At 59.2% G+C, this 19,637-nt stretch carries 16 protein-coding genes and 1 tRNA gene; 3 read left to right on the top strand and 14 right to left on the bottom strand.

All coding sequences use genetic code 11. From position 1 onward, the window contains the following. Positions 1-15: 15 nt before the first annotated feature. The 3 genes from gpM to D8V06_RS27620 are packed head-to-tail and all read right to left on the bottom strand — an operon-like array spanning position 16 to position 2,587. Positions 16-723, bottom strand: coding sequence for a phage terminase small subunit (gene gpM, locus D8V06_RS27630; protein ID WP_130932208.1), 708 nt, complete (start codon positions 721-723; stop codon positions 16-18). Positions 724-726: 3 nt separating this feature from the next. After that, positions 727-1,728, bottom strand: coding sequence for a phage major capsid protein, P2 family (locus tag D8V06_RS27625; RefSeq protein ID WP_130932207.1), 1,002 nt, complete (start codon positions 1,726-1,728; stop codon positions 727-729). A 25-nt stretch (positions 1,729-1,753) separates the two neighbouring features. After that, entirely contained in the window at positions 1,754-2,587 is an 834-nt protein-coding gene (locus tag D8V06_RS27620) for a GPO family capsid scaffolding protein (protein WP_130932206.1), read from the bottom strand. Positions 2,588-2,741: 154 nt separating this feature from the next. Here D8V06_RS27620 and D8V06_RS27615 point away from each other — a divergent pair, with 154 nt between their 5' ends. The 3 genes from D8V06_RS27615 to D8V06_RS27605 all read left to right on the top strand — a co-directional run bounded on the left by D8V06_RS27615 (position 2,742) and on the right by D8V06_RS27605 (position 6,427). Then, entirely contained in the window at positions 2,742-4,499 is a 1,758-nt protein-coding gene (locus D8V06_RS27615; RefSeq protein ID WP_130932205.1) for a terminase ATPase subunit family protein, read from the top strand. Then, positions 4,499-5,506: a phage portal protein gene (locus D8V06_RS27610; RefSeq protein WP_130932204.1), complete on the top strand. Its 1,008-nt coding sequence runs from the start codon at positions 4,499-4,501 to the stop codon at positions 5,504-5,506. The genes D8V06_RS27615 and D8V06_RS27610 overlap by 1 nt, the downstream gene beginning before the upstream one ends. Positions 5,507-5,665: 159 nt before the next feature. Continuing rightward, the gene (locus tag D8V06_RS27605; protein WP_130932203.1) at positions 5,666-6,427 is read left to right on the top strand and encodes a DNA adenine methylase; all 762 of its coding nucleotides are present in this window, start codon (positions 5,666-5,668) and stop codon (positions 6,425-6,427) included. Between the two features lie 105 nt (positions 6,428-6,532). Here D8V06_RS27605 and D8V06_RS27600 read toward each other — a convergent pair whose 3' ends face one another. From D8V06_RS27600 to D8V06_RS27545, 11 genes are all read right to left on the bottom strand, one after another. Continuing rightward, positions 6,533-6,784 (bottom strand): hypothetical protein, encoded by a 252-nt coding sequence (locus D8V06_RS27600; RefSeq protein WP_130932237.1) that lies wholly within the window; start codon positions 6,782-6,784, stop codon positions 6,533-6,535. A 727-nt stretch (positions 6,785-7,511) separates the two neighbouring features. Next, positions 7,512-8,141 (bottom strand): hypothetical protein, encoded by a 630-nt coding sequence (locus D8V06_RS27595; protein WP_130932202.1) that lies wholly within the window; start codon positions 8,139-8,141, stop codon positions 7,512-7,514. Positions 8,142-8,764: 623 nt separating this feature from the next. Then, a complete protein-coding gene (locus D8V06_RS27590) occupies positions 8,765-9,367 on the bottom strand; it encodes a hypothetical protein (protein ID WP_130932201.1) in 603 nt (200 codons plus the stop codon). A gap of 238 nt (positions 9,368-9,605) precedes the next feature. Further along, positions 9,606-9,679 (bottom strand) — tRNA-Gly (locus D8V06_RS27585). A gap of 158 nt (positions 9,680-9,837) precedes the next feature. After that, on the bottom strand, positions 9,838-10,722 hold the full coding sequence (locus D8V06_RS27580) for an alpha/beta hydrolase (RefSeq protein ID WP_056856045.1): 885 nt from the start codon (positions 10,720-10,722) through the stop codon (positions 9,838-9,840). 313 nt (positions 10,723-11,035) lie between these two features. Next, the gene (locus D8V06_RS27575; protein WP_056856044.1) at positions 11,036-11,728 is read right to left on the bottom strand and encodes a pseudouridine synthase; all 693 of its coding nucleotides are present in this window, start codon (positions 11,726-11,728) and stop codon (positions 11,036-11,038) included. A gap of 33 nt (positions 11,729-11,761) precedes the next feature. Continuing rightward, positions 11,762-11,986, bottom strand: coding sequence for a cysteine-rich CWC family protein (locus tag D8V06_RS27570; RefSeq protein ID WP_130932200.1), 225 nt, complete (start codon positions 11,984-11,986; stop codon positions 11,762-11,764). Continuing rightward, positions 11,973-13,466, bottom strand: a complete 1,494-nt coding sequence (locus tag D8V06_RS27565; RefSeq protein WP_056856042.1) for a sensor domain-containing diguanylate cyclase — start codon at positions 13,464-13,466, stop codon at positions 11,973-11,975. The genes D8V06_RS27570 and D8V06_RS27565 overlap by 14 nt, the downstream gene beginning before the upstream one ends. Before the next feature lie 193 nt (positions 13,467-13,659). After that, the gene (gene atzF, locus D8V06_RS27560; protein WP_130906934.1) at positions 13,660-15,438 is read right to left on the bottom strand and encodes an allophanate hydrolase; all 1,779 of its coding nucleotides are present in this window, start codon (positions 15,436-15,438) and stop codon (positions 13,660-13,662) included. Positions 15,439-15,463: 25 nt separating this feature from the next. Further along, the gene (gene uca, locus D8V06_RS27555) at positions 15,464-19,063 is read right to left on the bottom strand and encodes an urea carboxylase (RefSeq protein WP_130932199.1); all 3,600 of its coding nucleotides are present in this window, start codon (positions 19,061-19,063) and stop codon (positions 15,464-15,466) included. A gap of 280 nt (positions 19,064-19,343) precedes the next feature. After that, positions 19,344-19,637: DUF1989 domain-containing protein (locus D8V06_RS27545; protein ID WP_130932198.1), on the bottom strand; the 294-nt coding region annotated here is incomplete at its 5' end.

Below are 19,637 nucleotides of genomic sequence, written 5' to 3'. Positions count from 1 at the left end.
CGTGGGAACGCTCGGTTAGCTGGCTGGGCCAGCGTGTTTTTTCAGGAGGCGGTCAACGCGCTCCAGATCCTTTTTGCCGCCGCAGGAGGTGTGCAAGGCAATCGCTCGGGTGAGGTTGCCCCGGGCTTCCTTGAGCGTCTCCATTTGCTCGGCGGTCGGGGTTTCATCCGTAACCTGTGCTGCCAACGCTCGGCCGATGGCCAGATGCAGCTTGGCGCGGGCTTCATCCGGCATGTCCCGCTCCCGCGTCAGCTCCTCGGTGTCGAGCAGTGTTTGCAGGTCGAACGCGCCGCCGGCTTTCTGTGCCTTGAGGGCAGCCTCGGCCACCTCTTCGGCAATCAGGCAGCCGGTGCTGCGCGCAAAACGGTCGGGCATGATTAGGTTGTGTTTGAGCACGTAGCCCGCGATCTTTAAGGCATGGGGGAATGCCCCGGCGTCGATCGCCCAGACCATGAGAGTGGTCATCACTTCATCCTGGGCACCGTTGCCGCCGGCCAGGACACCCTCGATGTAGGGCTCGTAAGTCGGCAGCAGCTCGATCTTGAGCGCGGCCTTGCGCTCATTGCCCTCGATGTTTTTCAGGCGCAGCCGGTCCTGCAGTAGCTGGGCCAGTTGAAGCTCGTAGGCCGTGGCACCGGCCATGCTGGTCAAGGGGGAAGCGGCGGCAGCTTCCAGCTCCGCGAGAACGCGGAGCCGGTGACGCTGAGCGAGTGAGAGCGCCATGGCTTATGCCTCTTCGATGTTCTCGACCACGGCACCCAGACCGAAGTCCTCGATGACATAGGCGTCGTTGGAGGATTGGTAGTCCGCGATGCGATCCCACTCCGGCTCGTCCTTGATGTGACGACGGCGAGCGCTGATCTGCCAGTAGATCGACAGGTTCTTCAAGGTGGTGACCATGATCGCCTTGTCCAGGAAGAACGGGGCATCTTCAATCGGCAGGCCACCGAGGCGAGCCTTGGCGATGATCTGCGACGCCGCCAGTTCGTTCTCGTTGTCCGAAGCGCCTTCGATGTTGGCCAGGAACTTGGCGTGCAGCAGGCTGCGATCGACCAGGACAACCAGATCCGGGCGCTTGCGGTGCCATGGGTCCAGCAACTGGATGGCGTCATAGACCAGGCCATCAAGTGTCTTGTAATCGCCGCCGGCGCCGATGGTGACCTTGCCCGCGACCGCGCCTTCGCTCATTACCCGTTCCGGCGCATTGGTGCGGTACTTCTGAATCCAGCCGACGTTGACATCCTGCAGCAGCGGGTTGGTTGCGCGATTGGTGTCGGCGGCGGCACTGGTACCGTTGAAGCCAATCATGATGCGGTCGAGCGATTGCCGTTCGACGATGGCGCCCGACAGGCGTGCCTGGAAGTCCTGAAACTTGGCCCAGGCGTCGAGCAGGGCATACGGGATAGCGGTGTCGAAGTCAGTCTTTTTGCAGCTGTAGGTGTCCTTGTTCAAGGCACTTACATCACGTGGAGTACGGGCCTTCTGGTTGGTGTCGGTACGGCCCGCGATGGAGCTGCCAACACCGAGAACGATGGCTTCGCCGTCTTTTTCGTCCACGCCGATGACGTTGATTTTTTTCAGGAAGTCGCTGGCCTCTTGAATGGCGGTTTCCAGCTTCTGTTGCACCGAAGGGGTGACCGTGAAGGATTCCGCTGCCGAGCTGACGCCGTTGAGCTTGGCGACTTGTTGCAAAAGGCCGGTGTAGGCCTGACGAGTTTCATTACGCATAGGGTTCTCCGAAGAAAGGCTGGGGTCAGAACTGGGTCAGCACCTGGTTTTCGCCACCGGTGACCTGAGGGCGATGCTGTTGGCTGTGATCAGCGGTTTTGCCGAGCTTGGTTTCGAGGTCCGCAAACTTCGTTGCCAGCGCCTCGTGTTTGCCGGTCAGTGCCTGCAGATCGGATTTGGCTTTTTCATTGGCGTCGAGGGTGCTGCCCACGGCGTCAGTGAGCTGGCTGATCAAGGTGCCCAGTTCGGCGAATTGCTCCTGGTCGGCGTCGTCCTTGCCTTTAAGGCGGGCGAACAGACCGTTCATTTTTTCCTTGAGGCCTGCAAACACCTGGGGCTGCTCGCTGACCTCTTCGAACTCCAGCGCGACCTCTTCGGCGGCGGTAAACAGGTTGTCCGAGTGGGTTTTCCGACTGGTGAAGGTGCCATGTTTGGCGCTGAACGAGAGTGCTTCGGTGCCCAGGCTGGCCGGCGTGTCGGTAATTGCCAGACCCACCAGGTAGGCCTTGCCGGTGTCGGCGAACTTGGGTTGAACCTCGATCGAGGTGTAAATCTTTTGGCCTGCTTTGTTCAGCGCGAGCAGCGCGTCGTTGGGCTGAAGTTGAGCGAACAGGGCCAGCTTCTTAACGCCTGCGATGTCGACTTCTTCGGCCTTCAGTGCCAGCACGTCGCCATAGGCGCCGAATTCACCACCAGGCATGTAACCCTTGATGTGCTCGCAGTTCATTCGAGCACCGTAGGTGTTGGGGCTGTAGGTGCTGGCCATATCCTCGATCCAGCTGCGTTCAATGTTGCGCCCATCGGTGGTAGCGCCTTCGACGGCGATGCGAGTCCACTTGGAGCGAAATTTCTTTTTCATGGGAGAGGCCTCAATGCGTTGGCTGCGGTAGCAGGTAGCGTTGGGGCCATGGTCGGCAGCGCGCGCACGGCGGGCAATGATGCTGGCCTGTAGCCGGTAGGCCTACAGGTCTCGGGGTTAGGGGCTTCGCGCGCGTGACGGCAGCATCTGCGTCATGAATGAAGCCACCCACCCACCGATGGATCCACGCCGCCAGGCCAAGTTTTTGTACTGGACGGGTTGGCGCGTCACCGATATTGCCGACTTCCTGAGTGAGAAAGAGAAAACCATCCACTCCTGGAAGGCCCGCGACGATTGGGACCGGGCCGACAACGTCGAGCGCATTGGCGGCGCACTCGAAGCCCGCCTGGTGCAACTGATCCTCAAGGATGGCAAGACCGGCGGTGACTTCAAGGAAATAGACCTGCTGCATCGGCAACTGGAGCGGCAGGCCCGCATTCAGCGATTCCAGGGCGGCGGCACCGAGACCGACCTCAATCCGAAGTTGGCCGCGCGTAACGCTGAGCCCAAGAAACAACCCAAGCGTAACGACTTCTCCGAGGAAGACTTCGAGAAGTTGGAAGAAGCCTTTCGAGATGGTTGCTTCGAGTATCAGCTTGACTGGTACCGGTCGATGAATCAGCGCACCCGAATGTTGCTCAAGAGCCGGCAGATCGGGGCGACCTACTACTTCGCTCGAGAGGCATTGATCGATGCGCTCAAGACCGGGCGTAACCAGATTTTCCTATCCGCCAGCAAGGCGCAGGCCCACCAGTTCAAGAATTACATGCAGGCGTTTGTCAGTGATGTGCTGGGCCGGCAATTGACGGGTGATCCGATCGTGCTGGCCAACGGCGCCGAGCTGCACTTTCTCGGTACCAACTACCGCACAGCCCAAGGCCGATCGGGCAATTTCTACTTCGATGAATTCTTCTGGACCCACAAATTCGAAGAGCTCAACAAAGTCGCCTCGGGCATGGCGCTGCACAAGCACTGGCGCAAGACCTACTTTTCGACCCCGTCGAGCATGGCCCATGAGGCCTACAAGCTGTGGACCGGGGAGCGTTTCAACAAGGGCAAACCGACAGCCCAACACCTCAAGTTGGATGTGAGTCACGACGCCCTGGGGCAGGGCCGGCTGTGCGAGGACCGCATCTGGCGCCAGATCGTGACGATCCTCGATGCCGAGCAACGAGGTTGCGATCTGTTCGACCTGGAAGAGTTGCGCTTCGAGTACAACCCTGAGCAATTCGCCAACTTGCTGATGTGCCAGTTTGTCGACGACGGCGCCTCGATCTTCCCGCTGCAAATGCTTCAGCCCTGCATGGTCGATAGCTGGGTGGAGTGGGGTGAGGATTACAAACCGTTCGCCGCACGTCCCTTCGGTGATCGGCAGGTCTGGGTTGGCTATGACCCAGCCGAAACCGGCGACAGCGCGGGTCTGATCGTAGTAGCTCCGCCGCTGGTACCGGGTGGCAAGTTCCGCGTGCTCGAGCGTCACCAGTTCCGGGGCATGGACTTCGCGGCGCAGGCCGAGGCCATCCGCCAGGTGACCAAGCGCTACTGGGTGACCTACATCGGCGTCGACGTTACTGGTTTGGGCAGCGGCGTGGCCCAGCTGGTGCGCCAGTTCTTCCCGGCCGTCACCACGTTCAGCTACTCGCCCGAAGTGAAAACCCGTCTGGTGCTCAAGGCTTACGACGTGATCAAGAACGGACGCCTGGAGTTCGATGCCGGCTGGACCGACATGGCCTCCAGCCTGATGGCCATCCGCAAAACCATCACCGCCTCCGGGCGGCAGTTCACTTACACGGCCGGTCGTAACGACGAAACCGGTCACGCCGACTTGGCGTGGGCCTTGTTCCACGCCCTGCACAACGAGCCGCTGGAAGGGCAGACAGCTGCCAACACCGGCATCATGGAGATTTGTTGATGACTACCGATCTGGTTGAGGCGCTGCCTGCGCAGAGTCAGGCCCATGCATTCACCTTCGGCGATCCGGTACCGGTGCTCGATGGTCGCGAGATTCTCGATTACCTGGAGTGCTGGTCGAACGGGCGCTGGTACGAACCGCCGCTGTCGCTGGACGGCTTGGCCAAGTCGACCCGGGCCAGCGTGTACCTGCAGTCGGGGCTCAACTTCAAGCGCAATGCCCTGGCTCGGACTTTCATCCCTCACAAGCTGTTGAGCCGCCAGGCATTCGAACAGGTCGCCTTGGATTTCATCTGGTGTGGCAACACCTACCTGGAGAAGCGCGACAACATGCTGCGCCAGGCGCTCGGCTTGTTGCCGGCGATGGCCAAGTTCGTCCGCCGCGGCATCGAGGAGGGGAGTTACTTCCAGGTGCGTGGCTGGCGGGATGAACACGAATTTCGCAAAGACAGCATCTGCCACCTGCGGGAGGCGGACATCAACCAGGAAATATATGGATTGCCTGAGTGGCTGTCGGCGCTGCAGAGCGCGCTGCTGAACGAGGCGGCGACCTTGTTCCGGCGCAAGTATTACCAGAACGGCAGTCATGCCGGCTTCATCCTCTACATGACCGATGCCGCGCAGAACGAAGATTTCGTCACGGATCTGCGCAGCGCCATGAAGAGCAGCAAAGGCCCGGGCAACTTCCGCAACCTGTTCATGTATGCACCTGGTGGGAAGAAAGACGGCATCCAACTGATCCCGATCAGCGAAGTCGCGGCCAAGGATGACTTTGGCTCGATCAAAAATATCAGTCGCGACGATCTGCTCGCAGCCTTGCGTATTTATCCGCAACTGATGGGCATCGTGCCGCAGAACTCGGGGGGCTTTGGTTCGATGCGCGAGGCCGCTCAGGTGTGGGGGCTGAATGAACTGGAGCCGCTGCAGGCGCGCCTGCTGCAAATCAACGAATGGCTGGGCGAGGAGGTTATTCGCTTCAAGCCGTTTGAGCTTGGAGAGGGGAAGTAAATCCCGCGCAGTGAATAAACGAGGCGACGAGCCGGTGCGTCAACACCAGCTCGACGTCGTACCACTCGAGCATTCCGAGTGATCCAACCCAAGGCCTCGCCCCACTGCGCAGGGGGGCGGAAGCCTAAGCGAATCCAATAGCAGAGACAAGGATCACTTATGTCTACACCGATTTTCCCTTGGATGGGCGGAAAGCGCCGCATGGCCAAACACATCCTGCCTGAGTTTCCAGAGCACGAATGCTATGTCGAGCCGTTCTGCGGAGGTGCGGCACTGTTCTTTATGAAAGAGCAAAGCCATGTGGAGGTTATCAACGACTTCGATGGTGAGGTGGTCAACCTGTATCGGGTGGTGGCGCATCACCTGGAGGAGCTGGTCCGGCAGTTTCGCTGGTCACTGGTCAGCCGCAAGATGTTTGAGTGGACCAACATGCAGATCCCGGAAACGCTGACTGATATCCAGCGGGCTGCGCGGTTCTTCTACCTTCAGCAGCAATGCTTTGGCGCCAAGCCAACGGGTCGCACCTTCGGTACCGCGACCACTTCACCGCCCAGGCTGAATCTGTTGCGCATTGAGGAAAAGCTCAGCGAGGCGCACCTGCGATTGGCTCGGACAACCATCGAACACCTGGACTGGAAGGAATGCATCCGCCGGTACGATCGGCCGCACACGTTGTTCTACCTCGATCCGCCTTACTTCGAGACTGCGGGGTACGCACCAGGTGCATTCAACTTCGAGCAGTACCAGGTGATGGCCGAGCTGGCGGCATCGATCAAGGGCCACATGGTCATCTCAATCAACGACCACCCACAGATTCGCGAGGTGTTCTCGGGGCTTCGACTGAAGGAAGTGCCGTTTCGGCATATGGTGGGGGGGCAGGGCGGTAAGCAGGCCAACGAGTTGATCTATTTCAACTGGTGAGTAAGCCGCCCGGTAGGCGTTTCAACAGATAACTGGAGCATGAAAAGCCGCCTTACTAAAGGCGGTTTTTTGTGTCTTTTGTCCCGTCCTGAGTGCCTCAGCCAATCATTGCTCCAGCACCACCAGCCGCGCCGTCGCTGCGTGCTCAAATTCCAGATACAAACCTTCCAAGCTCGCCGCATTCAGCGCCTTGACCGTCTCAATCCCCAGGGCGAAGCCCTCGGCGCGGTCCGCCGCGCGGTGGCAATCGGCCGCTGTGCGCGCCTGGGCAATGTTGCCCAGCAGTTTCAGCGCCATGGCGTGGATCGCTTGCGGCAAGTTCAGCGCCGCGAAAGGGTCGTGCTCGTCGCCGCTCATGGCCGCGCCTTCGACAGCCACGGCCATATCTCACCAGGGCGTGAACGCACAAAGCGCACAGGTAAACTTTTAAGGTCACCGAGGGCGGTGTGATCACTGGCTCGTTTCAATGCTTTCGACTCCAGACTCTGTACAGAACCAAGGCAGCCATCAGTGCCGCACAACCATAACCTAGGGTAGCCGGCTCAAAGTCGTAGCCACCCCAGGCTTCAGCAATTAAGAACATGCCAAAGCCAACTAGGACGATGGTAAAGAGAGGGAGCAACCAGGCGGACATAGAGATTCCTTTTCTTTCCGAGTGAGTGGCGGTCAGTGCGCAAAAACAATGCTAGAGATGATGGTAGATCAGTCCTGGGCGGCTTGTATCCGAAGCAACAAAGCCCCCACACCGGGGCACAGATGTGTGGGCCTGTTGAACATAAACGGCGTTTTTCGTAACGCGACGGTTACGCGCGCGGCCGCTTCCAGCTTTTTATCAGAACACCCGACGAACGGTAGTGAATTCCGGCTGATTCAAAATCTCGCCAAGCTAAATACAAGACATACGAGAGAATTTACCGATGTCTTTAAACCTCAACCTAAACAATTTGCTCCTGATCGTTAGCATCTTCGTCACTCTGCACGGCCCCATTCCATCAGCGCCGCCGGCCCCAAATCCCGTGGTGGCCCTGCCACTACTGATTTGCCCCCGGTGATGCCGGGGGGCGTCTTTTTCTTCACTGGGTGCCTATTCGACTTCTGCTGGAATCACACTACCTAAGCAGCTCTTCCTTTCCAGCTCATCTAAATGGGCTATCACTTCCTTCATATCCTTATCTCGATCCCATTCACCTGGAAGAGGTTCGTCAGCAGGTAGCCCTGCATGTGAGCGAAGTTTTTTCGCTACGTCAGATGCCTGCAACCCTAATACGGCGTACCCCCTTCTCCTTGACCAGAAAAACTCCGGGTGATCCGGCGGATCGTAATTGAAGTCCTGAATTCCTCGAAGCTTTCCAAGAAGCTGGTCCTGTTGATCGGGAATTCGAAGAATCGAATACATCAAATCTTTGGGTAACAGTCTCCAATCAACGTCAAGTTCTAATGGACGAAAAATAGGGTCTGAAGTCGTGGTTTGGCAGTAACCATCTTGGCCCGCTGGTTGACCATGCCAGGTGCCATCATCTTTGCAACAGTCGAAGCATTCACTTGCGAATCGATCCAAGTGCGAAACAACGATAATCCCTAAATACGTCGTGGACTGGTTAACCGTCTTACGTTTGACCCACCATTCTTTAATCAAGACGAAGGAGTTGCCGAGCAAAACGCCGCTGATACCTGCCACAGCCGAAATGATTGCTGAAACGTTCCCAGGATCCATGAGTGCCTCTGCGTGATTTGAGCGTAGTAAACACCAATTGTAGGTACAGCGATCAACGAGGTGCGGGCTTTCTGGTACCGGACCCACCAAGTGGTGTTTTGACTTGGCGCGCGCCGTCGTCCCCCCGCCACGCCTGCGGGCTAAATAGGGCGCTTTTTCTGCACGCCCTGCAGGTGCTGTGACGCGGGCCTGGCTGGGCTTGCTCTGGCATTGATAAGGGTGAAAAAGCCTGCGAATCCCTGCGAGGGTAGGCTGTTTTGAGGGCGTTGCTGGAGCGAGGTCACAGGGCGATTCAGAGAGGTCACTCGGGAAAAGGGTTAGTTTTTGAAAATGGGGGTAGAGGTGATTTGCAGGCCCCGTGTTTACTGGGGTTGAGGCCTAACTTTGAGAGGTTAGTTTTGGTTAGGTTTGAGGTTATTAAATCGTAATGTACTGATTTATAAGGATTTTATTGATTGGGTTATTAACAGTTATAAAGGTTAGGAAATTACCTCTCATAACCCTAAAGCTAACCAAGGGCGCCGACCGCAAAGCCGCGTAGCACAAGGCTTTCAGACCGATTAGCAAAAAACTAACCTTTCTAACCTCTTTCCGGTGGGTCAACATCAAAATGAGAAAAAGACTCAAACGGGGAGGTTTTCTTCTTCCTCGCCTTCTACCGGCAGTTCCTCGTTGTGCTCGATCGCTTGAATTCGCTCAATCAGCCATGCACACGAGGCGGACATAGATAAGGCTTCGTCCTCTTCCAATTGTAGTTCCTGGATATGCGCCGCCTCGTTACGAATCTTCATCAATCTCTTGAACGTCGAGGCTGTCAATTCGTCGATATGGCCTTTTTCGCGAAGCAACCACAATTTGTGTATGGGGCTGTCGTACTTAGGCTCGAACCGCCAACCAAGTTTATCTATGGCTGAATCAAGGGCTGACTCAACCTCAGACCAGGAATACAAAATGGCCGCTCGGGGCGCGATTGCTGCTAATTGGACCGTGGCAGCACTTACTACTGGGGGAGTTGCCCCACTTGAAACACTGGTGTCGGTTGTTAGATCCGCTTGGACAGCCTTGAGCTGTTCTTCAAGATCAATCTGTAAATCTCCGTACTTCAGCGTGCGGATTTTTGGCAGGAGAGCAAGTAGTGGTCGTTTGACCGAGAGAACAACGGCTACTGCGGCGATTGGCCATGCCAGCGAGGAGGTGATAGCCGCTACAAACTGCATCCAATCCATGATCACACTCCTAAAGCGGACTCTTTGTTACGTGGCTTTTTACGTATTGCAGATAAACAAAAGGCCCGCATAACTGCGAGCCTTGATTTTTTATGGCGCGGGCTCTAGGTATCGACCCCGGGGCTTATTGATTACAAATCAGTGGCTTGCCTGGACATCCAAACAGCCAAACGGCCCCCAAAACGGCCCCCAACTGATTGCAGAAGTGTTCATGCACCGCTGGAAGCCTTGAAAATAGTGGAGCGGGTGAAGGGAATCGAACCCTCGTTATCAGCTTGGGAAGCTGGAGTAATGCCATTATACGACACCCGCTCAGAGCGGTGACTTTGTACCAGATGTGCGTGTGGAAATGAAGTTTTTCTTTGCGCGATACGGCTTTAGCGCAGGTGAAACACTACAAGGACCTGAGACGGTCATTCGCGGGCAAGCCTCGTTCCTGCGGAACCGGGCTTGCTCGCGATGACGCTGTTTCAGATGGCCAATGCATGGTGGTCCTGGACGTAGTGGTAACGCGGTCGGCTTTCGTGCTGCGCCGGCTTCAGGAACCCAATCAGTGCGTTGCGGCTGTCTCGGCAGGCAGCTTTGTGTTCCATGTCGAGAAAGTGGCCGGTGGCCTCAAGGGTGGTGAAGGTGGCGTGTTGCACGTGGTTGGCGAACAACCGGGCGCCATCGGCGGCGGTGTATTCGTCCCATTCGCCATTCATGAACAGCACCGGCACATTGATTTTCTCTGCCGCTTTGAAAAAGCACTGGCGGTCGCTGTGCAACAGATCGCTGATGTGGAAATGCATCTGCCCGTATTCGTGATCGGCCAGGCTGCTGACGTGCCGGTAGTTGAAGCGCTTGAACAACGTCGGCAGGTGTTTGCCAATGGTGCTGTTGACCAGGTTGCCGACCCGGTCGCCATCACGGCTGCCGAGGTAGTCCACACCGCGCTCGAGATAGTCGAGCATGTGCGCGTTGATCTCCGGCGAGAACGAGCTGATCACGGCTTTTTCGATGCGCCGTGGTCGTTGGGCGAGGGCGACGAGGGTCGCGGCGCCACCCCAGGAAAACGACAGCACGTGTTCGGCGGCGAAGTGGTCGATCAGCTCCAGAAGGATCTGCCCTTCGACTTCCTTGGTCAGCAATTTCTCATGCAGGTTGTGGGCTTTTGATTTGCCCGCGTAGGGCTGGTCGTAGCAGACCACATTGAATTGCGGATGGAGGTTTTTCACGGTTTGTGCAAACGACGCAGTCGTGGCCATCGAGCCGTTGACCAAGATAATGGTCTTCTCTGCGGCGTCTGCGCGATAGAACTCCGTGTAAACCCGATACTGACCCTGTATATCCAGCACAGCGATTTCTGGCCTCATGTCATAAGACTCCTGGCAAGCGGGTATGCGCGCAAAAGAGATTGCACGAGCTTTGTGACAGGTAGGCATATGCCTTGGAATTTGGAGGCCCATGTCGATCCAGTGCAGTCCGGTCGACGGGTATTGTTATTGGCGGGCAGTCTGCCGGGTGAGGCCGGAACCCAAGGGTCCCTACCGGCAAAAAGTTTCTTAGAAGTATGTTGTGACTCGTCGGTCACAATTCGGGCCGACGTCCTGATTCAAGCAGGGGTCACATCTTTGCGCAAGTGCCGCTGGTAAATTGTTCGACAACTTCTGCTGAGCGGTAGGCTGCTTAGATCGATTGGATCTCTTCGGCGCTTAAAGCGCGGTATTCGCCCGGTTTTAGCGAGGTGTCGAGTGCCAGCGGGCCCATGCGCTCGCGGTGCAGGCGCAGCACTTTGTTGTTGAAGTGGCCGAACATACGCTTGACCTGGTGATAGCGGCCTTCGACGATGCTCAAGCGTGCGCACTTTGGTGCGAGCAGCTCCAGTTCGGCGGGTTGGGTGGTGAGGTTTTCGAAGGCGAAGTACAGGCCTTCGTGGAATTTGATTGCGTATTCGGGGCCGATGTCCTGTTCGGTTTCAACGAAATAGACCTTCGGCAGTTTGGTCTGCGGTTGGGTCAGGCGTCGTGACCAGCTGCCGTCGTTGGTGATCAGCATCAGGCCGGTGGTGTTGTAGTCCAGGCGCCCGGCAATGTGCAGCTCGTCTTTGTCCGGCTCGTGGATCAGGTCGAGAACGGTCGGGTGTTGCGAGTCGCGGGTGGCGCTGACGCAACCGGCAGGCTTGTGCAGCATGAAGTGACGCAACGGTTTACCGGCTTGCAGTACGTCATTGTCGACTTCAACGCGGCTGAATTCACGGACCTCACTGTGTGGATCGCTGACGACTTTTCCGTCGACCCGCACGCGTTTTTCCACCAGCAACAGGCGCACTTGCTTACGGTTGAAGCACGACAGGTTGCTGAGGAAACGGTCGACGCGCATGGTTGAATATCGGCGATAAAAGGGCCGCGCATCTTACTCGATCGGTCGAGCCGCTGCTTGCAACTGCAACTGCGCCTCGACCTCAGCGCAGCGCGGGCACAGACATGAAGCGTTGCGCAGTTCGGCCGGCAGTGCCTGGAGCACCGCCGGGTCGATGTTGACGCCATAACACCAACACGCCCGATCGGCAGTTCGCGGATCGGCCAGGGTGCAGTCGTTGGGGGCGCCGCAAGCGGGGCACAGATCAGGCTGGTTCATAACGGGGGTGAGGCTTTTCCACGCAGGTTCGATTGCGGCCACTTTGTTTGGCCCGATACATCGCATGATCGGCCCGCGACAGCAGGGTGTGCAAGGTGTCGTTGGCTTGCAGGGTAGTCAGGCCGATGCTGACTGTCAGATGCAGCACGTTGCCGTTGTAGGCATAACGTTGCTGTTCCACGTGCCGGCGAATTTTCTCGGCGATTTTCAGACCCGTCTCAGCGTCGGTGTCCTTGAGCATCACGATGAATTCTTCACCGCCCCAGCGGCAGACAATGTCGGAATGCCGCAGACAGCTTTCCAGATCCCGCGCAAAGCCGATCAGCACCTGATCGCCGGCAAGGTGGCCGTAGGTGTCGTTCAGTGCCTTGAAGTGGTCCAGATCCAGCAGCAACGTCGTCAGCGGCTTCGGTTCGCGCTGAGCTTCGTGCATCGCTTGTGCAGCCAGCAGATCGAAGCCTCGGCGATTGGGCAACTCGGTCAGGCTGTCGAGGGTGGCCTGGGCCTGGATTCGGCTCTGATAGCGCTTGATCACCCGGTTGAGCAGGGTCAGCACGCTCAGGGTGACCACCAGGCAAATCAGCAGGTTGAGGTACAGCGAGCGACGGATGTCACTGAGGTCACCGTCTTCGAGTTTGTCGACGAACAGATACCAGTTCAGCTCCGGGATGAACCGCACGTTGAGGAAATGGCCCTGGCCCTGGCCGGAATATTCGTAGCTGCCGCTGTGGGGCTTGGGCAACTGGCTGACCAGGTTTTTCATGCTTTCAAGTTCGCCCAGAGGCTGCCCGGCCTGGGCGCCTTGCGGACCCCCTTCGGCACCGGTGAGTACCAGCCGCCCAAAGGTGTCGACGAAGTACACACTGCGCTGATAATGCTGTTGGTACTTGTCGATCAGTTTTATCACTGCATCGACCGTGAGCCCGACACCGGCGGCACCGATGAAACGGTTGTTGTAGTCGTAGACTTTGTAGTTGATGAAGACGGTCAGGTTGTCCTTGTTGGCGAGGTCCGGGTCGACGTTGATCTCGTAGGGATCCTTCATGTCACGCACCCGAAAATACCAGGCATCTCGCGGTTCGGTGGCCTTGACCTGCTTGAGCACTCCTTTGGCGTGGTAGTAAGTCAGGCTGGTGTTGGAGACGAAAAACGCGGTGTAGGCGCCGTAGTGGGTCATGACCTCGTTGAGATAACGGGTCATTTGATCGGTGTCTTTTTCACCGTTGACCACCCAGTCGCGCATGAAGGTGTCACGGGACATCATCGAGGAAATCAGGATCGGTCTGACAAGGTCTTTCTGGATTTCCGAGTACACCGTATCGGAAGTCAGCGGCAGTTCGGTGTTGACGATGTTGTCGCGGATTGATGCCCGCGAGGCGTAGTAACTGAGGAATGACGTGGCCAGGAAACCTGCGCCCAGCAACCCGATCAGCGTGAGTATCAACCAGCGTTGAGAATACAGCGGCGAGCGGAGCGGCATGGCAATTCCATTGTCAGTAATCCGATGGCAGACATTCTAAGGGCTGTTGCCGAAAATAACTGCTCCATGTACGCCGCGAATGGTCGTTCCCACACAGTTGGAGGGTTTGATCGTTCCCACGCTCCGCGTCCCTTCGCCCCGGTGTCGCGGAGCGTCACAGGAGCGTTCCCACGCAGAGCGTGGGAACGATCAGTCAGGCGAGGGTTTTCAGGTAGGCACGCCAGCCACCCAGGTGGCTGATATTCACCGCCCCTTCCAGTCCATACGATTCGCAGATAAACCCGCTCTCCCAACGCCCGTCTGCCAGCTGCACCTTGCCCAATCCCAGCGGCGCGGGAATCCCGATCAGGAATGAGCCGAGTTCACTGCTCGGCAATTCCCACACTTCGACGGCGATGGCCACGCCACCTTCCTTCACCCGAACCATGCCCGGACGAAACGGCGGGCCACCGGCCAGGGCGTAGAGTTGATAGTCGGGTGAGCTGGTTGTCGTTTCCACCCATCGAGCGCCGCGCTGCTTGAGCTGCCAGTTCAGCGCCAGCCCGTCCAGGTGTGCGCCGCAGACCACCAGCCGCGCACGATCATTGCGCGCCACGGATGTCGGAGCAGGGGCAGACAAACCCTGCTGGCGCTGCAAACCAGCGGCCACGCTCAACAGGTATTGATCGGTAAACGCCCGACCAAACAGTGTCACACCCCAAGGCAAACCGTTGCCCATGAAAGCGCTGGGCACGGCCACAGCGGCGTAGTCCAACAGGTTCATGAAATTGGTGTAGTAGCCCAATTCGGAATTACGCTGGACTGGTTCGGCGGCGAGCTCTGCCAGTGTGACCGGGCGGCCGATGGTTGGCGTGATCACGCAGTCGAGATTCTCCAGCGCCTTGTCGCACAGGGCTTTCAACGCTTGCAGACGGTATTGGGCGCGGAAGGTTTGCACGCCACTGACAGCCGGGGCCTTGGCCAGCACGGCGCGGATCACCGGCAACACGGCCTCGGGATTTTGCGCCATCAACTCGCCGGCCACGCTGTAGCGCTCAGCCACCCAGGGGCCTTCATACAACAGGCGCGCGGCTTCAAGAAAGGGCGACAGGTCGAGCTCAACGGCTTCACCGCCCAATGCCTTGAGCTGATCGATGGCCTCGGCGAACAGCACCGGCCCCTCGGTGCAGCCGAAGAACTCCAGGTCTTGCGCCCGCGGCACACCAAAGCGGAACGGACGCACGACACCAAACGCCGAGCCGTCATTCCACAGTGGGTTGCTGCGGCTGTACTCATCCCTTGGGTCGAGTCGGGCGGTCAATGCCAGCAACTGACTGGCTTCGCGGGCGGTCGCGGTAAACGTGGTCACGCAGTCCAGCGTACGACAGGCCGGCACTACCCCGGCGGTGGAGATCAGGCCCTTGGTGGCTTTCATCCCGACCAGATTGTTCAGCGCCGCCGGGACGCGTCCGGAGCCTGCGGTGTCGGTGCCCAAGGCAAAACTCGCGACACCGAGCGCTACTGCCAACGAAGAACCGGCACTGGAACCGCCCGACGGATATTCCGGCAACACGCTGTTCGGGCACGCGCCATAGGGCGAACGACTGCCGTTGAGGCCGGTAGCGAATTGATCGAGATTGGTCTTGCCCAGCGGCACCGCGCCCAGCGCCAGCAGTTGTTCGACGATAGTGGCCGAACGTTGCGGTACGTAGGCAAAGGCCGGGCAAGCCGCCGTGGTCGGAACGCCCGCCAGATCAATATTGTCTTTGATCGCGAACGGCACGCCGTACAGCGGCAGGCTGTCGATTTCTCGACCGTCGAGCGCGGCTAGATAGGGTTCCAGTTCTTCGACACTCAGCAAGTGGATGAAGAGGTGGTAGTCCGGGTTCAGCGCTGCGGCTTTGTCCCGCAGGCTCAGCAGCAATTGCCGAGGTGTGGTGCTGCCGTCGCGGTAGGCGTTGCGCAGGGCGTCGAGTTGCAGATTGATGTTCATGGTGTGCGTCCTTTTCAAAATGGGTTCAGTCGAGTGCCAGGACCACGACGCGCTGTCCGGCGCGCACCGCCGAACCCGGTTGCACGCGGATCTCGCGCACCACGCCGGCCATCGGGGCGAGCAGGGGGATTTCCATCTTCATCGACTCCAGAATCACCAGCACATCGCCGGCTGCGACACGGCTGCCGGTTTCCACCTGAACCTGCCAGAGGTTGCCCGCGATGTGGCTGTCGACGCTCAGTTGGCCATCGTCCAGCGGTGCGTCTTCGACCACTTGCGGGGCCAGTTCCTCGCTATCGAAATGCGCCTGGCCGCTGGCGATCCAGCGCTCGCGTTCGGCATTGAAGGCGGCTTGTTGCTGGTCGCGAAAAGCATTGATGGTCTCGGCTTCCTGTGCCAGAAACGCCTGGTAATCCGCCAGGTTCAGCTGGCTGTGTTCGATGTTCAGATCGAAGCGCCCGAGAGGGAAATCCCGGCGAATGCGCAGCAATTCATCGGCGCTGACCGGGTAGAAACGGATCTGGTCGAAGAAGCGCAGCAGCCACGGTTTGCCGTCGAACGCGGCGACCTCGCGGTAGCGGTTCCACATCTGCAACGTGCGCCCGACGAACTGATAACCACCGGGGCCTTCCATGCCGTAAACGCACATGTAGGCGCCGCCGATACCCACCGAGTTCTCCGCGGTCCAGGTACGGGCCGGGTTGTACTTGGTGGTGACCAGGCGATGGCGCGGATCGAGCGGGGTGGCGACCGGTGCGCCGAGGTAAACGTCGCCCAGGCCCATCACCAGATAGCTGGCGTCGAACACCGTGCGTTGCACTTCATCGAGGTTCGGCAGGTCGTTGATACGGCGGATGAACTCCAGATTGCTCGGGCACCACGGCGCGTCCTTGCGCACGGTGGTCATGTACTTCTCGATCGCCAACTGGCACGCCGGGTCGTCCCAGGACAGCGGCAGATGGACGATGCGCGACGGCACTTGCAGGTCCTTGGCGGCGCACACCGCGTCCCATTCACCGGCGACGATGCCGAGCAGGTCGGACAGCGGCAGTTGTTCGGGTTGATAGTGGATTTGCAGGGAACGGATGCCGGGTGTCAGGTCGATCACACCGTGCAAGTCTTGGCTTTCCAGCGCCTGCATCAAGGCGTGGGCGCGGAAACGCAGGACGAGGTCGAGTTCGGGGGCGCCGATCTCAAGCAGCAAATGCGTGTCGCCCGACAAACGCGCGACCAGTCGGGTATCGTCCTGGCCAAGATCCAACACCACTGGCGACACAAGACCCTGTGGGAGCACTTGGCCTGTGGCGAGCGAGCAAGCTCCCTCGCCACAAAGGCTTTGTGTTGCCAATTGACGGGCGGTCTTGAGGTCGACGGGTAGAAACTGCACCTTGTCCCCAGCCTTCAATTGCCCCAACTGCCAAAGATCGGCCTCGATCACCGTCACCGGGCAAACAAACCCACCGAGGCTCGGGCCATCCGGGCCGAGGATCACCGGCATGTCCCCGGTGAAGTCCACCGCACCGATGGCGTAGGGATTGTCGTGAATGTTCGACGGGTGCAGACCCGCCTCGCCACCGTCGGCACGCACCCATTGTGGCTTCGGCCCGATCAGGCGCACGCCGGTGCGGCTGGAATTGAAATGCACTTCCCACTGCGTAGCGAAGAAGGTCTCGATGTAGTTCTCGGTGAAATATTCCGGGGCTCCGTGGGGGCCGTAGATCACACGGATCTGTCGCACGGCTGGCAACGCGGTGACGAGTTCCTCAGTCAGTTGGCGACCGACGCTGAGGTCGCTCAGCGCCGGAACATGCAACACGTCACCGGCCCGCAGGGCACGACCGCCATGGCCGCCGAACTGGCCGAGGGTGAAGGTGCTTTTGCTGCCCAGATAATCCGGCACTTGCAGGCCGCCGCGCAGGCACAGGTAGCTGCGGGCACCGGCGCCGGCGATGGTGCCGAGACTCAAAGTCGCCCCTGCGGGGATCAGCAACGCCGTGTTCATCGGCACGCTTTCGCCGTTCAACGTCAATGGAATCACAGCCCCGGTCACGGCGATCACGGCTGCGCAGTTGAAGCGCAGCAACGGCCCGCTCATGGTGATTTCCAGTGCCGCCGCGCCTTCGTCGTTGCCCAGCAAGCGGTTGCCCAGACGCAATGCACGACTGTCCATCGGTCCCGACGGCGGTACGCCGACAGCCCAGTAGCCGAGGCGGCCGGGATAGTCCTGGACACTGGTCTGGGTGCCGGCGCTGATGACTTCGAAAGTGTTGGCCTGATACACCAGGCCTTCCAGGCAACGGGTCCATGGCTGGCCGCTGGCGAAGGGGGTATCGAGCAGAATCTGCCGCAGATAATCGCGGTTGGTCTCCACGCCATACAGTTGGCTTTCGCCGAGGGCTTGATGCAAATCGGCACGGGCTTCTTCGCGAGTCGGCGCCCAACTGATGACCTTGGCGATCATCGGGTCGAAGTAGGGCGGGATCTCGCACCCGGCCTCGACCCACGTGTCGATGCGCAGTTGTATGCCGTTGGCCGAAGGGAAATCCACCGCAGTGAGCAAGCCCGGGCTCGGCTGGAAATCCCGTCCCGGATCTTCCGCATACAGCCGCGCCTGGATCGCGTGACCCTCAGGTTTCAAGCCGTGCATCAGCTCGCTCAACGGCGGTAAATCACCGGCCGCCAGTTGCACCATCCAGCGCACCAGATCGACGCCCCACACCTGTTCAGTGACGCCGTGCTCTACCTGCAAGCGAGTATTCACTTCCAGGAAATAGAAGCGTTGGGCGTCGCTGTCGAAGACGAATTCCACGGTGCCGGCGCTGCGGTAACTCACTGCTTTGGCCAGTTTGATCGCGGCGGCACAGAGTTCATCGGCCATGCCGTCCGGCAGGTTCGGTGCCGGGGTTTCTTCGAGGACTTTCTGGTTGCGCCGCTGTACCGAGCAGTCACGTACACCGAGGGCGATCACTTCACCACAACCATCGCCGAACACTTGCACTTCCAAGTGGCGGGCACGCTGGATGTACTTCTCGATGAACACACCGGCATCGCTGAAATTGTTCTGCCCCAGGCGTTTGACCGCTTCGAAGGACTCGCTCAACTCGGCTGCACTGCGACACACCCGCATGCCGATGCCGCCACCGCCGGCGGTGCTTTTGAGCATCACCGGGTAGCCGACCTGTTCACCGGCGAGCAGGGCGGCGTCGAGGCTGTCGAGCAGTTCGGTGCCTTCGAGCATCGGCACGCCGTGTTGTCTGGCCAGTGCACGGGCGGTGTGCTTGAGGCCGAACACCCGCAGTTGCTCTGGCGTCGGGCCGATGAAGGCGATGTCGGCGGCTGCGCAGGCTTCGGCGAACGCAGCGTTTTCCGACAGAAAGCCATAGCCGGGATGGATCGCCGTGGCGCCCGTGGATTTGGCGATGGCGAGGATTTTGTCGACCGCCAGATACGTGCCGGCGGCGGCACCTTCGCCGAGGCTGTGGGCCTCATCGGCTTGCAGGATGTGCAGGCTGGCGGCATCGGCTTCGGAGTACACGGCAACGCCCTGGACGTGCAGTTCGCGCAGGGTACGCAGGATGCGGCAGGCAATGGCGCCACGGTTGGCGATCAGGACTTTTTCGAACATGGCATAACCCCTGAAGGGGATGCGGGCCGTCCCGCAGTTTTTCGATAAGCGCCGAGGTCGTCCCCAGCGGCAGAATCAATTCTCTTCAGACCACCACCGACTCCTGTGGGAGCTGGCTTGCCAGCGATAGCGATGGGTCAGTCGCCATCAATGTGCAGTGTGTTGGCCTCATCGCGGGCAAGCCCGCTCCCACAGGGTTAGCGGTGGTCTGGAGATTTCAGGCACTGCCCGGAACGGGCCTGGCACAGGGCAAACAACCAACGGCGCAACCGCGAAAATTTCAGTTCCATACCAGCAGCTCCGCAGGGGTCGGGTTGTAGGCGTTGCACGGGTTGTTCAGTTGCGGGCAGTTGGAGATCAGCACGATCACGTCCATCTCGGCACGCAGATCGACGTATTTGCCTGGTGCGGAAATCCCGTCTTCGAAGGTCAGCCCGCCGTCGGCGGTGACCGGTACATTCATGAAGAAATTGATGTTCGGCCCGATGTCGCCCTTGCCCAGTCGTCCGTCGTGGACGCAGGCGCGCAGGTAGTTGTCGCGGCAGCTGTGCATGTAGCGTTTTTCCAGGGCGTA

The sequence above is a fragment of the Pseudomonas sp. Sample_24 genome (assembly GCF_004307605.1).
GTDB lineage: Bacteria > Pseudomonadota > Gammaproteobacteria > Pseudomonadales > Pseudomonadaceae > Aquipseudomonas.
The sequence above is the reverse complement of the archived record's forward strand: the minus strand, read 5'-3'. Positions and strand labels throughout refer to the sequence as shown.

Bases quoted from the DNA above. Each gene is read 5' to 3' on its own strand.
- D8V06_RS27565 (WP_056856042.1), bottom strand. From the start codon at position 13,466: ATGCCGCTCCGCTCGCCGCTGTATTCTCAACGCTGGTTGATACTCACG.
- D8V06_RS27615 (WP_130932205.1), top strand. From the start codon at position 2,742: ATGAATGAAGCCACCCACCCACCGATGGATCCACGCCGCCAGGCCAAG.
- uca (WP_130932199.1), bottom strand. From the start codon at position 19,063: ATGTTCGAAAAAGTCCTGATCGCCAACCGTGGCGCCATTGCCTGCCGC.
- D8V06_RS27575 (WP_056856044.1), bottom strand. From the start codon at position 11,728: ATGCGCGTCGACCGTTTCCTCAGCAACCTGTCGTGCTTCAACCGTAAG.
- D8V06_RS27570 (WP_130932200.1), bottom strand. From the start codon at position 11,986: ATGAACCAGCCTGATCTGTGCCCCGCTTGCGGCGCCCCCAACGACTGC.
- D8V06_RS27580 (WP_056856045.1), bottom strand. From the start codon at position 10,722: ATGAGGCCAGAAATCGCTGTGCTGGATATACAGGGTCAGTATCGGGTT.
- D8V06_RS27595 (WP_130932202.1), bottom strand. From the start codon at position 8,141: ATGGATCCTGGGAACGTTTCAGCAATCATTTCGGCTGTGGCAGGTATC.
- atzF (WP_130906934.1), bottom strand. From the start codon at position 15,438: ATGAACATCAATCTGCAACTCGACGCCCTGCGCAACGCCTACCGCGAC.
- D8V06_RS27610 (WP_130932204.1), top strand. From the start codon at position 4,499: ATGACTACCGATCTGGTTGAGGCGCTGCCTGCGCAGAGTCAGGCCCAT.
- D8V06_RS27600 (WP_130932237.1), bottom strand. From the start codon at position 6,784: ATGAGCGGCGACGAGCACGACCCTTTCGCGGCGCTGAACTTGCCGCAA.
- D8V06_RS27620 (WP_130932206.1), bottom strand. From the start codon at position 2,587: ATGAAAAAGAAATTTCGCTCCAAGTGGACTCGCATCGCCGTCGAAGGC.
- D8V06_RS27605 (WP_130932203.1), top strand. From the start codon at position 5,666: ATGTCTACACCGATTTTCCCTTGGATGGGCGGAAAGCGCCGCATGGCC.
- D8V06_RS27590 (WP_130932201.1), bottom strand. From the start codon at position 9,367: ATGGATTGGATGCAGTTTGTAGCGGCTATCACCTCCTCGCTGGCATGG.
- D8V06_RS27625 (WP_130932207.1), bottom strand. From the start codon at position 1,728: ATGCGTAATGAAACTCGTCAGGCCTACACCGGCCTTTTGCAACAAGTC.
- gpM (WP_130932208.1), bottom strand. From the start codon at position 723: ATGGCGCTCTCACTCGCTCAGCGTCACCGGCTCCGCGTTCTCGCGGAG.